This window comes from Planococcus sp. NCCP-2050, assembly GCF_023708025.1.
In the GTDB taxonomy this organism is placed as follows: domain Bacteria; phylum Bacillota; class Bacilli; order Bacillales_A; family Planococcaceae; genus Planococcus.
Map to the genome: position 1 here is coordinate 298,611 of NZ_BRCX01000002.1, position 13,502 is coordinate 312,112.

Sequence of the window (13,502 nt, forward strand, 5' to 3'; positions counted from 1 at the left end):
TCATCCCAGCGCTTCATGGCTATCAAGAATCTTCGAGTTCTTTCATTCCTTTATGCGTTTGAGGAAAGCCATTCGCTTGCCATTCCGAACGATAAGCTGAATCCAATTTCGTCAATCCGATTTCCGCTTCATCATAAGGAGCGTTTACGCTTTCTTCACGGTCGACTTCTACGCTATTTCGCATATCGTTGTCTTCGAAGACCCAGACTTTCTTTTTCTTGTTTTTGTTGTATGCAGTGAGCAATAGAATTCCGCTGGCTACCGCCATTCCTGTATAGACAAATGTTTTATTAGCCATTGCCATTCCTCCAAGAACCGTATTTGCTTATAAAGCTATGTTCCCTTTTCCTTGAAAAGTTAATCATTTCAGTTTGGCGACAAACCGGATTAGCTTAGACGGCTTCCCATTTCTCTGATACAGTTTAAGTATCTTGAAATGACGGAGGGGTGCAAGTGCAAAAGATTGTCATTGTTTCCGATACGCATATTCCAAACCGCTCAAAAAAACTGCCGCAGAAGTTGGTTGATGAATGCCAAACTGCAGATTTCATCATCCATGCAGGCGATTGGCAAACTTTAGACGTGTACTATGAATTGGCGGCCTACGCCGAAACAGATGGCGTCACCGGAAATGTCGATCCCTGGGAGATTCTAGACCGCTTCGGCAAGAAAAAGATCCTCACATTCGGCGATTTAAGAATCGGTGTCGTGCATGGAGACGGCATCCGGAAAACAACCGAGCAGCGAGCCTTTGAGGCTTTCGAAGGTGAGAATGTCGATATAATTGTTTTCGGCCATTCCCACACACCGATCAGGCGCGAAGTTGAAGGCGTGACCTTATTTAATCCCGGTTCCCCTACTGACAAGCGGCGCGAATCTCAATACTCATTTGGCCTCCTTGAAATTGGCGATAGCTGGGAACTCAAACATCTATTTTTTGATAAAGAAGAAGGATAAAGAAACGGACCGCCGCTACCCGCGCCGGTCCGTTTTTCCTTCACATTCTTTCATCAGTACAAATCCGAGCTGCTTTAAAGCCGTTTCAAGATTCGCTTCAATCAGGATGCCTTTTAAACTTTCCGCGAAATGCGGAACTTTTAAAGCCATATATGGTTGGATTCCTGTCAATACTGGAGCAATGCCAATCAGTTTTAACATGCTGACAAGCTTCAGCAAGTATTCCCCGACCACCGAATTGATTTGCGAAACCCCTGAAACGTCGATGACCAAATAATCGAGATTTTGGTCGCTGCATTTGACTAATACATCATTTAAGATAAACTGCGCACGTTTAGCCGTAATATCACCGATAATCGGTAAAATTGCCACGCCTTTCGTAACAGGAACAAGAGGAGATGAAAGAAATTGAATCTGTTCATTCGCTTTTTCAAGTTCGAGGACATAAGTCAGGAGCGAGGACATCATTTCGAAGAGCCGCTGATTTTCTTCCGTGAATTCAAAGGACTCGGTGTCAAGGCCACAGATGGTGCCATACACTTCCCCATTTTCATAATAAACAGGAATTCCCACAAATGATCCGCGTCCAAAACGCGAAGCAATTTCGAGCTCATTCGAAAGAGGATCTGCAGAAATGTCTTCAATGATCAGCGCATCTTTCCCGTGATTGATGCTTAAACTGCAAAAGGTTTGATTCAGAGGAGATGAATGGCCTTCTTCGACCAATGTTTCTTTTGCATTGACCGCTCGAACGATTTCATTTCTTCGGCCGTCGTTTTTGGCAATGAATAAGGTATTGATATCCAATTGCATACTCAACAACGCTAAGATATGATCTGCCGCTTCTTCGAAATTCCGAAAACTTCTAGATGCTTGGGTTTCATTTAAAGACATTCTTCGCCCTCCTTGCGCTTCTTCTGTTGTAAATCACTGCCAACACTCTTTCTTTAACATACTATTTGTTCAAGGGCTTTGCAAATGTACAAGCCGGCTCCATCTTGCTTCCTAGTAATGTTCAGGAAATTCGGGATTCGGGTATAGTTTACCAAACCCACTTGAAGGAGGCAGACGAATGAATAAGGCAAATACGCACCTGGAAATCGATTTATTGAAGCAAACCGATACAAGCATTTACTTTGAATGGACCGAAACGGGCGATACCTGTGTCGTCAAAAGAGACGCCAACGTAATTTACGAAGGAACAAAGCATAGCTTCACAGATGAAAACCTGGAACCGGGTGAAATGTATACGTATACGATTGATCGCCTAGACAGCTCAGGCAATAAAGCCGAGCGAATTAAAATGCAGACCAGCACAGAAAATCATTCGGAAGACATTGTCAATCTCCTCCAGCAACGGGCCTTTACCACCATTGTCACCCCTTCAAAAATTGCACTGGCCTGGGGAGGCATCGAAGGCGTGGATTCATACGAAATTTACCGCGACGGCGAACTGATAGATACAATCAAGAAAAGACAATATACGGATCGGGATATTGAGAAAGACCAAGCCTACACCTATTGGATTCGTGCAAAGCGTCCGCTCGAACGATCCGAAACCGATTTCAGTGAAGAGAAATCATTCCTGGCCAACATCTTCGGGTTTATCAACATCAAATCTTCTCAAGATAAAGCAGCGATGGAAGAGTTTTGGGTAACGAAAAAACTGGCATCACTCGATAAACTTTTAGGGGACTCGCCAAAAACCGATGTTTCTGACCAAAATCGCAAATGGGATTTCCGCTACACGACTTTCCTTCCCGACGATCTTCTGCAGAACCCTAACTTGCTATCGCCCAACCGCTATTTTGGCGGAGACGGGCGGGGATTCGATGCGGAAGCAAAAGATTACCGGACCCAAGTGAATTTCACGCTCGAGCTGCGAGATGAAGAATCCCGCATTGAATTCAAAAAAGACGTAGGCGTCAGCATCGCCTATGACTGGCGGAAAAAATTCCGGAAAGCAGACGTCGCTTCTTCTACTGAAGTACAGGTGGAGAAAGTGAAAGAAGACGACCGGAATGTCAACATCTCCTTAACGCATAGCGTCGGCAACCCTTTAACGACGTCGCCGAATATCGACTATGACGTATCGGCAACGTTTTACCGCAACGGCCAATACGACATCGTCGGCCTGCACGACCAAGCACCTAACCACGAAGTTTACTTGAAAAACGATAAAATGGACGACTGGTTCCAAATCCACGAAGCCGAAAGCAAAGGCCTCGCCTGGATGTCCCGCTCCATCGCCAGCCAATATTGGAGAATATCAAACTTTGAGTAAGAAAAGCGGAAAGAGCCGGGTAGCTTCGACAGGCTTAAGGCAGAACGCGAGGAGGCTGTTGCCGCCGCAGCGGGCTGACTTAAGACCCGAGAAGCTGGCTCTTGCAGCTGGACAAAGAAAAGCGGAAGCGGCCGTTTAGCCACGACAGGCATAAGCCCGCTCAGCGAAGCGGCGCTCTTTGCCGCACAGCTGAGTGGGCTTATGACCCCGAGTGGTTGGCCGCTGGAGTCTGGACAGTAAGAAAAGTGCAGTCGCCTATGTAGCCGCGACAAGCGCTGGAAGCCTTAGCGGTAATGGCGTTCTCTGCCATTGCTGATAAGGCTGAAGCGACCTCGAGCGGCTAGGCGACGGAACTGGACATTAGAAAAGCGGAAAGAGCCGGATAGCTTCGACAGGCTTGAGGCAGAACGCGAGGAGGCTGTTGCCGCCGCAGCGGGCTGACTTAAGACCCGAGAAGCTGGCTCTTGCAGCTGGACAAAGAAAAGCGGAAGCGGCCATTTTAACCTTAGCCCTTTCCACAAATCAAAAAGCTGGATGCATTTAGCATCCAGCTTGTTTTATTTATCCAAAAAGCGTTTGCGGATGTGAGGCGGCGGCAGCATACAGCTGTTGAGCTTTCCAAAAACCTTATAGCGGTTTTTAGCAAACACATCGTAAGCGCCGTCACGCACAGCGCGAGGAAACGGCTTTAGATAGTATGCTAATTTCCACAAACCCGTTAAATGGCGGGAAATCATTAAGGCCCCTTCCGACTTAACGTAAGCCTCTCCGTCTTTGATCAGCACTAAGCTGTCTACATCGTCCGGCACGCCATATTTTTTGCGCAGCTCCATTCCGACGTCGCTTTGAAGTGACGCAAACTGGTAATAGCCGGCTGGGTCGTGCTGTATGATGAATTGAACGCTTGAGTCACAGAAATTACAATCTCCGTCAAATAACACTACGGCATGATCCATCTAAATCCCTCCTTTGCAAAAACATGTTAATACTTAAATAACCTCTTTTTGCTTCGCTCAAACACGACTCATTCGGAAAGCGTGCCTTGGTGAAAGAAGAGTTTCCAGCCAGAAGCCCGCTTTTTCCATACGGAACTGCGCAAGGATTTTTTTCCGCTGGTTTTATTCCAGATCTGATAAGTGGTCAATACCGCTTCTTCGCCGAGTGGATGCAGAAGAAAATCGGAAATTTCCATCTCGTCAGGAGTGAGTGCATGATCGCCGTCGTAATCCGCCCTTCTCCAAATTTTTCCCGAACTGCCGATTTCGTAAAATTCATCATCCAGCACATCTCCCAGTTTCTCTCTAGAAACGCGGACGTCCGGATGGATATGGCTGCACTCCAGCTTATAAATCTCCTGTTCCAACTCCTTCATGCCGTTTCCCCCTCCTGTATTTCTTTTTACTCTAGGGAATAAATGCAGGAGCGTCAATATATTCTCAACGCAAAAAGCCTCTGCAAGAAGCAGAGGCCGACCTTTATTTTTCGTCTTCGTAAAATTCTTTCATGTCTTCATCTTTTCCAGGCTGATCCTGCGGCCCATCTGAAGAACCGTAGTCTTCTACGTCTTCAAAGGAATCCGTGTAGTCGCGCAGGCGGCCGTCTTCTTTCTCGACCGGCTGGCCAGTAGCGCCTTGGAGCACATCCTCTTCCGGTGGACGCGTGGTTAAATCCGGGTTTTGGTCGGCATGGTCGATGCATGTCAAAGCTGTCGGCAATGCTTCGAGCCGTTCATACGGAATGTCTTTTCCGCAAACGGTGCATTTTCCATAAGTTCCTTCTTCGATTGCCGCTAACGCCGCGTTGACATCATCCAATTCATCTTCTTTGAATTGGTTAAGCGCCATTCCGCGTTCCTGGTCGAACAAGTCGGTGGCATTATCTGCCGGATGGTTATCGTAATTTGACAGCTCTGTCGTATCAAATTCTTCAGTATGTTCAACACGATCTTCTAAAGAACTCTTTTGTTCGATCAATTGTTCTTTTAATCCCTTTAATTGTTGATCCGTCATCTTGGTTCCTCCTCAAAAGCTTGCTTGTTTTGTATATTTCCTTTTTAGGAGAAATCAAACCTGCAAGAATTTTAGAATTCCGAGCACCTCTATTTTATTCATCAAAACGCTTTAACAAACTTAGGAGATATGCATCGAGCCGATGCCGGATCAATTCATCTGTTAGACCAGTCATTCCAAACACAGCCCAACCCGGATAAACGGTTGGCGGGCCTTCCGAAACGTCTACCAATGCCGCCAAATCCCAATAAGGGTCATAAGTGAAATTTTCTCCTGCCGCTTGCTCGTAAGCCGCTAAAAATTCGTCGGCTGCAGAAATCCCATACAGCAAAGCAAGATTGACGCGGCAATGCCCGATATCTACTCCAGCTGGTCCCCGGCAAGCATTGACCCAATCCACAACCCCACTTATCCGGCCATCCTCCCATAGTACATTTGTGGGATGGTAGTCCCGGTGAATGAAACAAAACTCCGCAGCCGGCCGAATACCGCCGACAATATAGAAAGCGCGCATCCATTCGTCTGCGTAACCCGACCAGACAGGCCGCTCCATTTTCAATGCATCGTTATAAGCGAAATATTCCCATTCGAAGTCTTCCGCGGCATGGCGGTGGATTTTTGATAAAGCGATTGCCATCTCTTTCAACCACTGTTTTTCATCGACCGGCTGCAGCACGACTTCTCCACTAATTTTGGTCATTAGCACGGCCGGCATTCCACAAAATTCACCCGTTTCATCAAAAGCCACGATTTCTGGAACTGCCAAGCGGGTCTTTTTGGCTTCCTTTAAACTAGCCGCCTCGTGTTTTGCCAGATCCGGCTCCATCATGAGCCATTCCTTTAGCGTGAATAAGCGCAAGACGAATGATTCAAACCGTCCTTCACGTACAGCAGTGAACTCAAACAAATGCGAAGAAGTTCCGCCTTTCAGTGGGACCATCTCATTTAGTTCACTTTTGCTGCCGAGCGACTTTTGAAGCCATGCCTGTATTTCGGGTGTCACTTCGTATTGGTTATTCATCATCGGTTGTCTCCCTTCCATGCGAACCCCGTTCAGCGTTTATTCAAAACAGCAGAGGGTATATTTTAAGCTATAGCCTTACTTCAGATAAAGCCAAAATTTTGAGGAGCTGAAATCAATGAAAGTGAAAACGCCAATCCCCCGTGCAAAGGAATTAGATAGCACCTTATCCTTAATCAATGAAGGATTTAACTTTATGCCGAGCCGGCGCCAAGAACTGGGATCCGATATTTTTGAAACCCGTCTCATGGGCCAAAAAGCTGTGTGCATTTCCGGCGAAGAAGCCGCTTCCCTCTTTTATGATAATCAATACTTTAAACGAAAAAGCGCGATGCCGAAACCTCTGAAGAAAACTTTGCTTGGCGAAGGCGGTATTCACGGTCGAGACGGTGAAGAGCATCACCATTTGAAGCGCATGTTCCTTTCGATGATGACGCCTGAACGCCTTGAAGATATTAAACGGATGGCCATTGAAGAACTCGATGCGAAAGCGAGCCAGTGGGAAACAATGGACCAAGTTGTGCTGCTGGATGAAGTCCAAGAAATTTTAACGCGCGCCATCTGCCATTGGGCTGGCCTTCCTTTAAAAGAAAGTGAAGTAAAGCAGCGCACCGAAGAATTGGTATCGATGGTCGATTCCTTCAACGGATCTATTGCGCGGTTTAAACGCGCGGCGGCTGCCCGGCAAAGTCAGGAAGCCTGGCTGAAAGACATTATTCAGGATATCCGCTCAGGTGTCTTTAACCCGCCGCCGTATACCGCTGCCTATATCGTTGCCAACCATCGCGGAACAGACGGGAAATTATTGGATCTCCACACCGCTGCGGTCGACTTGAATAATTCATATCGCCCAATGCTCGCGACCTCATTCCTTATTGTGTTCGGTGCACTTGCCATTCATGAGTACCCGGAAACAAAAACGAAATTGCAGGAAGACCAGAACAATTACAGCCATATGTTTGCGCAGGAAGTCCGCCGCTATTACCCTTTCACTCCAGCAATGGCAGCAAAAGTGAAAAAGGATTTTGTCTGGCATGGCTATCATTTCAAAGAAAACATGATGGTCGTCCTCGATATTTTCGGTACGAACCGCCATCCCGACAGCTGGGATAGAGCCGATGAATTTATTCCGGAACGCTTTGAAAATTGGAAAGGCAGTCCATTCTCATTCGTCCAACAAGGCGGCGGTGATCATTACGCCGGCCACCGCTGTGCCGGTGAATGGATGACGGTTATGGTCATGCAGGCGTTCTTTAAATACTTCACGGAGAATATCAGCTACAGCGTGCCGAATCAGGATTTAGCATACGACATGACGCGCATGCCGACCATGCCGAAGAGCCGGTTTATCATCAGCAACGTCCGGAAGATGAAAGAGTCACCCGCCAATATTCTTTTCCGTGAACATGGACAGAGTATTGTTAGAGCTTCCTACACCCATTGACATGGACCTGAAAGTCTTTTACTATGAATGAGCTAGACTAATTTTATAACCCGGCAACGGGAGAGGTTCATAGCATTTCACCCTCTATAAAAAACTATGGATTGACGAAACTCAGCCGAATCCACATGCGATTCGGCTTTTCTTTTTCCGTTTTTTATAGGCCTCTCTCAAGCCGGCTACTTGAGGGAGGCCTTTTTTCATGGCAGGAAGAAACGAAGACACATTAGATCACTTATCATTGCTCGGCAATCAGAACACCAAATACAAATTCGAGTACGACCCGGACATTTTGGAACCGATTGATAATCTCCACACACGGGATTATTTCGTGAAATTCAATTGCCCGGAATTCACTTCGCTTTGTCCGCAAACGGGACAGCCGGATTTCGCGACAATGTACATCAGCTTCATCCCGGATAAAAAATTGGTGGAAAGCAAATCCTTGAAATTGTATTTATTCAGCTTCCGCAACCATGGCGATTTCCACGAAGATGTCGTCAATATCATCATGAACGATCTGATTAAATTAATGGAACCCCGCTATATTGAAGTATGGGGGAAATTCACACCGCGCGGCGGCCTTTCCATCGACCCTTATACGAATTACGGCAAACCTGGAACAAAATACGAAGAAATGGCATCGTACCGGATGATGAATCACGACATGTATCCTGAAACGATTACCAATCGCTAAGGGGGCCGTCTAGATGTTGCTTTACTTAAACGGCGCTTTTGTCGGCTTGTTGATTCTCTCGAATATTTTGGCGGTAAAACTTTTCAGCATCGGCGAGTGGCTCGTTCTGCCAGCTGCGGTCATCGTGTATGTGTTCACTTTTCCGATTACCGATACCATTGCTGAGGTGTACGGAAAAGAAGCGGCGCGAAAAACGGTATTTGCCGGTTTCATCACACAATTATGCGCCCTGGCATTTATCTATTTCGCCATCCAGTTGCCTTCGGCTCCGTTTTTCGGTGATCAGGCTTCTTTTGAAACCATTTTTTCAGCGGGCTTTCGTGTCACGCTAGCGAGCCTCGTTTCCTATTTCATCAGCCAAAACCTGGACGTTACCATTTTCCACAAATTAAAAGACCGCCACGGCGAGTCGAAATTGTGGCTGCGCAATAATGCTTCGACGATGGTCAGCCAGTTGGTCGATACGACGATTTTTATCGTTATCGCTTTTTACGGAACGATGCCGCTTTCTGCATTGATCGCCATGATTTTCACGCAATACGCTTTCAAATGGTGCGCTGCGGCTCTCGACACACCGCTTGTCTATTTGCTGGTGAAAATATGCCGGCGCGAACGCATAGCAGCTGAACACAGCTATTCATAAGCATGAAAAAAGCCGGAAGCAAAGGATGCTTCCGGCTTTTTTCGGTTTATTGATTTCTCATGCCTGCTGCAGATTTTGTCGGTTTTGCTGCACTAGCCAAGACAAGTTCCGCTACAATCGGCAAATGGTCAGAAGCCGAAGTTTCAATAACCGATGCCTGTTTTGGCGGCAACAGTGAATCCGTCAAAATGTAGTCAATGCGGGTTATCGGTTTTAACATGACGCCGTCACTTCCATCTTGATGGGGTGCTGGATATGTAAAGGATTTCCCTTCTTCTACATCCGCGAACGCATCATTCAACCAATTTGTTAACCGTTTGATCTGCGGTTGTTCCGGATTCGCATTAAAGTCTCCGGTCAACACTTTTGGAAAATGGCTTTTGTCCATAATAGCCAAAATTTCATCTACATTTAGTTGAAGCTGTTCTTCTTTCAAGGATAAATGCGTGTTATAAAAACTAAGGTAGGTGCCTTTCACTTCAATCACCGCTTCTAAAATACCGCGTTGTTCACTTGGCGTAAACGGGGACTCCACTTCAGTCAATAAATGATTTTCTACATACTTGATAGGATACTTGCTGAACACAGCGTTTCCGTATTGTCTTCGAGGCCTTTCTGCTTCAATGGGCTCCAAATTTAGATTTGCTCCAAAAGCCGCATACATGCCGAGCCTTTCGCTCAACCATTCTACCTGATCAATAAACGAACTGCGTTCATCAAAATAACGGTCAAGTTCCTGCAAGCCGATCACTTCTGTCCCTGACTGTTCAATGATATAGGCGATTCTCTCCAAATCCACTTTATTGTCCATTCCCATCCCGTGAGCGATATTGAATGACATAACCTTAAGTGGAATAGTGGACACCGTCCTATTTTCTTCCATGAAAACTCTCCTCCTGAATAGTAACGCATGGCCTTGGCTAAGTGACTAAGATGGGTTTAGTTTAGCAAATTTTTGATCGAAATGCTGTAAATAAAATGTGAATTTTTGTTAAGAATTTGTAAACCATTTAAGCCGAAATAGTAGAAAAATAGAAGAAGAGTTGTTCTCACAAAAAGCGAATTTTCTCTTTATTCTTAACTTGGAGTCGAATACTCCCAACTTTTATTGGCATACTCCCGACTTTCAAATAAATACTCCCGACTCTTTGAAAAATTCCTGGATCGCTTTAAAAGTTAAACAAAAAAACGGCCAGTGCCTGTTTTTCAACAAGCACTGAAACCGTTCCTTATTTAGTCATCCCTGTGTAAACAAAAATAGCATCGCGCAAAAATTTAGCTGCTCCCGGACGAGCTTTGTCGTAATAAGCCGCAAAACGTTCATCGTCGACATACATTTGCGCAAGTCCGGCATGAGCTTCTTTGCTATAGGTCGGCCATGTAAAAGACAGCCATTGTTTATGAAGGTCCGCTGTTTTTTGTCCAAGAACACCAGCCGGATCGCCGGTTTCAATAGCCGACGCCAAAGTATCTAGCACTTCCTGCTCCAGCCGCTTAAACTCTGCGTATTTTTCTTCGCTCATGTTCAGCATCTTCACATTCGATTGGTCGACTGTTTCATCGCCGTACTTCGCGCGTATTTCCTCGCCGTAATGCTTTTCATTGTCCTCAATCAGCTGCTGTTTAAAGCCTTTAAACTTCTCAGTGTCTGCCATTTCACTCTTCCTTTCCACTGCAGAAATGGTGTTTTCCACATTAGTGATCAAAACATCCAATTGCCTGCGTTTTTCAAGGAGCTGCTGCCGATGTCTTTTTAAAGCTGACGGGCCGTCAAACGATGGATCATTGACGATGTTCTTGATGCTTTCCAGATCGACGCCAAGCTCCCGGTAAAAGAGGATTTGCTGCAGCTTATCCACTTCGGCTTGCCCGTAAATCCGGTAACCAGATGAATTCTTCCTTGCCGGTTCAAGGAGCCCAATTTCATCGTAATACCGCAACGTCCGCGTGCTGACCCCTGCCAGCCTGCCCAATTTCCGGACCGTATATTCCATCCGCTCACCTCCTCAAAACCACTCTACACCTTAACGCAGCGTCAAGGTCAAGCCCGAAAAGCGCAAGCGCCCATCTAGCCTTATCAACCTCTAATCAAGTCAATTGCTGTTCCGCAAATTCACTGTAAAGGCCGTGCATCCGGCTAAGTTCTTCGTGGGTTCCGATGCCCGTCACCTGTCCTTTTTCAATAAAGACAATTTGGTCCGCATCCACAATGGTCGACAAGCGATGGGCGATGACCAAGGTAGTACGCCCTTCCATCAACCGGCTCAATGCTTGCTGGACAATGCCCTCCGATTGGCTATCAAGGCTTGCGGTCGCCTCGTCCATCATCAATATTTTGGGATCTCTTAAGAACGCCCGCGCAATGGCAATTCGCTGGCGCTGGCCGCCCGATAATTTCACCCCGCGCTCTCCGACTTGCGTATCCAACCCTTCTGGAAATTCTTGAATGAATTCTTTCGCGTAGGCCATTTCTGCAACGTTCCATAATACCTCATCTGAAATAGCTCCGGTTTCCGGGAGTCCATACACCAAATTCTCCCGGATGGTTCCGCCCATCATCGCACTTTCCTGGGAAACATAGCCGATTTGGCTGCGCCAAGCTAGCATTGATAATTCGTTTATCGGAGTCTCACCTATCGTGATGGTTCCGTCTTCCGGTTCATAAAATCGTTCAATCAATCCAAAGACCGTCGTTTTGCCTCCACCGCTTGGACCGGCAAAAGCAATCATTTCACCCGGCTTCGCTTCAAAGGAAAGATTTTTTAATACTGGCTCGCCTTTTTCATAGGAAAAGCTGACGTTCGAAACCCGCAAGGTTTTATTCGCGATATCGATTTGCAGACCTTCCTGCCCTTCTTCAAGCGGCAGATCCAGGATTTCAATAATACGCTCCGTTGCCCCTTTTGCTTTTTGAAGTTCTGTGAAAAATAAAGCAAAGCCGGTCATCGGCATAATGATTTGGAACAAATACAAGAGGAACGCCACAAGAGAGCCCGTCGACATCGTCCCTTCTGCTACGCGGATTCCGCCGTACCCGATAATCATCACGATCACGGCCATCACTACGGTATACATTAGCGGCGCAATCAAGGCATAGATTCTCGCTTCTTTTAACCCTATTTGAAACAAGGTCTGGATGCCTGATTGGCCTCTTTTTTCTTCAATCATTTCAGCGGTCGAAGATTTCATCAAACGGATTTCGCTCAATGTCTGTTGAACATGGCCAGTGAAAGTCGCCGTTTCATCCTGCAAACTTCTGGAGATTTTCGCCATCCGTCGTCCAAGCGGAATCATGATGGCAATCGTAAGCGGTACTGAAATCAGCATGATCAAGGTCATTTTCCAATCAAGCAGCAGCAAAATAGTGACTGCTCCGATGATGGAGATGATGCCCGTAATAAACTGCGGGAAGTGGTCAGTAATCAGATTCCGGACAATTCCTGTATCATTAACAACCCGGCTGACCGTCTCCCCGCTTGCTTGCTGATCGAAATAAGGGACGCGCAGCCGGATCAAATGCACCCACATCCGGTCACGCAATTCCGCTACGATTTTCTGCCCCACCATGCTCAATAGATAAATGGATATTCCGTTAATGACGGCCTGCAAAATGAAAGCGGCAACGAGTGCTCCGACAAGCCATGGGCTGATGGTTTCCACCGAAAAGCCGTCGACCAAATCCCGCGTTAATAACGGCACCGCAAGACCCACTATTGTCGTTACAACGCTCGTCGCAAGACCAAAGATAAGCGCCCATTTTGGAATCTTCAACGAAAGGATCAATGAAATAAAGGGTTTGAGACCGTTCGTTTCTTGTTGTTTCTTCATAGATAAAAGCTCCATTTCCTTTGAGCAAACTTCTGTTTTATTCGCTCAGCTGAATTTTGCATAAATGCACGTGTCAGTCAGGTTTTTGCCGTCCACGGATAATTCATCGTTATGCAAAACGCCTTCCAATACAAAGCCTAACTTTTCAGGAATGGCCCGGCTCTTGTAATTTTCCGCATCGCATCTGATTTCCAGGCGCTTACAACCAAAGCCATTCAACGCAAGATCCGTCAATGCCGAAATGGCTTCTGACATATAGCCGAAGCCACTCGCTTCCGTATTGATCCAATAGCCGATTTCCATTTTCGGAATATCCCATTCTATGCTATGAAAACCGGTGCTTCCAATAAATTCACCAGTTTCTTTGCTGAAGATTACGTAACGAAGATTTTCTTTTTTCATAAACAAGAGATGCGCTTCTAAAATATTGATTTCGGTTTCTTCAGCCGTCGGTGTTGTTTGCGCAAACGGAAGCCACGGCTTCAACTCATTAATGGATGCCCGAATCGCTGAATTGATGACAGCCCCGTCTCCCGGTTTCGGCATCCGCAGCACTAAACGCTCTGTTTCGATTTTCGTTGGAATTTCAGGAATTGCTATAGCCATTTCTCCATCACCCTTT

The 13,502-nt window shown here is 46.3% G+C and carries 15 protein-coding genes and 1 riboswitch; of the genes, 5 read left to right on the top strand and 10 right to left on the bottom strand.

What is annotated here, in order from left to right:
- Positions 1–22: 22 nt before the first annotated feature.
- On the bottom strand, positions 23–298 hold the full coding sequence (locus NFU07_RS10810; protein ID WP_235197936.1) for a hypothetical protein: 276 nt from the start codon (positions 296–298) through the stop codon (positions 23–25).
- 155 nt (positions 299–453) lie between these two features.
- On the opposite strand from NFU07_RS10810, the gene NFU07_RS10815 reads away from it, so the two are divergent.
- Complete coding sequence (locus NFU07_RS10815) at positions 454–957, top strand: metallophosphoesterase family protein (RefSeq protein WP_235197935.1); 504 nt, start codon at positions 454–456, stop codon at positions 955–957.
- Positions 958–972: 15 nt separating this feature from the next.
- Here NFU07_RS10815 and NFU07_RS10820 read toward each other — a convergent pair whose 3' ends face one another.
- A complete protein-coding gene (locus NFU07_RS10820; protein WP_251477949.1) occupies positions 973–1,851 on the bottom strand; it encodes an STAS domain-containing protein in 879 nt (292 codons plus the stop codon).
- A 178-nt stretch (positions 1,852–2,029) separates the two neighbouring features.
- Between NFU07_RS10820 and NFU07_RS10825 the strand changes: the two genes are divergently transcribed.
- Complete coding sequence (locus tag NFU07_RS10825) at positions 2,030–3,241, top strand: DUF3238 domain-containing protein (protein WP_251477952.1); 1,212 nt, start codon at positions 2,030–2,032, stop codon at positions 3,239–3,241.
- A 557-nt stretch (positions 3,242–3,798) separates the two neighbouring features.
- On the opposite strand, the gene NFU07_RS10830 is transcribed toward NFU07_RS10825, so the two are convergent.
- The 4 genes from NFU07_RS10830 to NFU07_RS10845 all read right to left on the bottom strand — a co-directional run bounded on the left by NFU07_RS10830 (position 3,799) and on the right by NFU07_RS10845 (position 6,274).
- Positions 3,799–4,197: a thiol-disulfide oxidoreductase DCC family protein gene (locus tag NFU07_RS10830; RefSeq protein WP_251477954.1), complete on the bottom strand. Its 399-nt coding sequence runs from the start codon at positions 4,195–4,197 to the stop codon at positions 3,799–3,801.
- Between the two features lie 68 nt (positions 4,198–4,265).
- Positions 4,266–4,613, bottom strand: coding sequence for a nuclear transport factor 2 family protein (locus NFU07_RS10835; RefSeq protein ID WP_251477958.1), 348 nt, complete (start codon positions 4,611–4,613; stop codon positions 4,266–4,268).
- A 103-nt stretch (positions 4,614–4,716) separates the two neighbouring features.
- Positions 4,717–5,250, bottom strand: a complete 534-nt coding sequence (locus NFU07_RS10840) for a TraR/DksA C4-type zinc finger protein (RefSeq protein ID WP_251477961.1) — start codon at positions 5,248–5,250, stop codon at positions 4,717–4,719.
- A gap of 94 nt (positions 5,251–5,344) precedes the next feature.
- Positions 5,345–6,274 (bottom strand): phosphotransferase family protein, encoded by a 930-nt coding sequence (locus NFU07_RS10845; protein WP_251477965.1) that lies wholly within the window; start codon positions 6,272–6,274, stop codon positions 5,345–5,347.
- 115 nt (positions 6,275–6,389) lie between these two features.
- Between NFU07_RS10845 and NFU07_RS10850 the strand changes: the two genes are divergently transcribed.
- From NFU07_RS10850 to NFU07_RS10860, 3 genes are all read left to right on the top strand, one after another.
- Complete coding sequence (locus NFU07_RS10850; RefSeq protein WP_251477968.1) at positions 6,390–7,715, top strand: cytochrome P450; 1,326 nt, start codon at positions 6,390–6,392, stop codon at positions 7,713–7,715.
- A 56-nt stretch (positions 7,716–7,771) separates the two neighbouring features.
- A riboswitch (PreQ1 riboswitch) is annotated at positions 7,772–7,819 on the top strand.
- A gap of 95 nt (positions 7,820–7,914) precedes the next feature.
- Positions 7,915–8,409 (top strand): preQ(1) synthase, encoded by a 495-nt coding sequence (gene queF / locus NFU07_RS10855; RefSeq protein ID WP_246809568.1) that lies wholly within the window; start codon positions 7,915–7,917, stop codon positions 8,407–8,409.
- 13 nt (positions 8,410–8,422) lie between these two features.
- Positions 8,423–9,052, top strand: a complete 630-nt coding sequence (locus NFU07_RS10860; RefSeq protein WP_235197926.1) for a queuosine precursor transporter — start codon at positions 8,423–8,425, stop codon at positions 9,050–9,052.
- A gap of 46 nt (positions 9,053–9,098) precedes the next feature.
- Here NFU07_RS10860 and NFU07_RS10865 read toward each other — a convergent pair whose 3' ends face one another.
- From NFU07_RS10865 to NFU07_RS10880, 4 genes are all read right to left on the bottom strand, one after another.
- On the bottom strand, positions 9,099–9,935 hold the full coding sequence (locus tag NFU07_RS10865) for an endonuclease/exonuclease/phosphatase family protein (RefSeq protein WP_235197925.1): 837 nt from the start codon (positions 9,933–9,935) through the stop codon (positions 9,099–9,101).
- A 346-nt stretch (positions 9,936–10,281) separates the two neighbouring features.
- Positions 10,282–11,046: a MerR family transcriptional regulator gene (locus NFU07_RS10870; protein WP_251477971.1), complete on the bottom strand. Its 765-nt coding sequence runs from the start codon at positions 11,044–11,046 to the stop codon at positions 10,282–10,284.
- A gap of 94 nt (positions 11,047–11,140) precedes the next feature.
- Positions 11,141–12,880 carry an ABC transporter ATP-binding protein gene (locus NFU07_RS10875; RefSeq protein ID WP_251477974.1) on the bottom strand — a complete coding sequence of 580 codons (1,740 nt, stop codon included), beginning with the start codon at positions 12,878–12,880 and terminating at the stop codon, positions 11,141–11,143.
- A gap of 45 nt (positions 12,881–12,925) precedes the next feature.
- Positions 12,926–13,486, bottom strand: coding sequence for a GNAT family N-acetyltransferase (locus NFU07_RS10880; RefSeq protein ID WP_251477977.1), 561 nt, complete (start codon positions 13,484–13,486; stop codon positions 12,926–12,928).
- Positions 13,487–13,502: the final 16 nt, after the last annotated feature.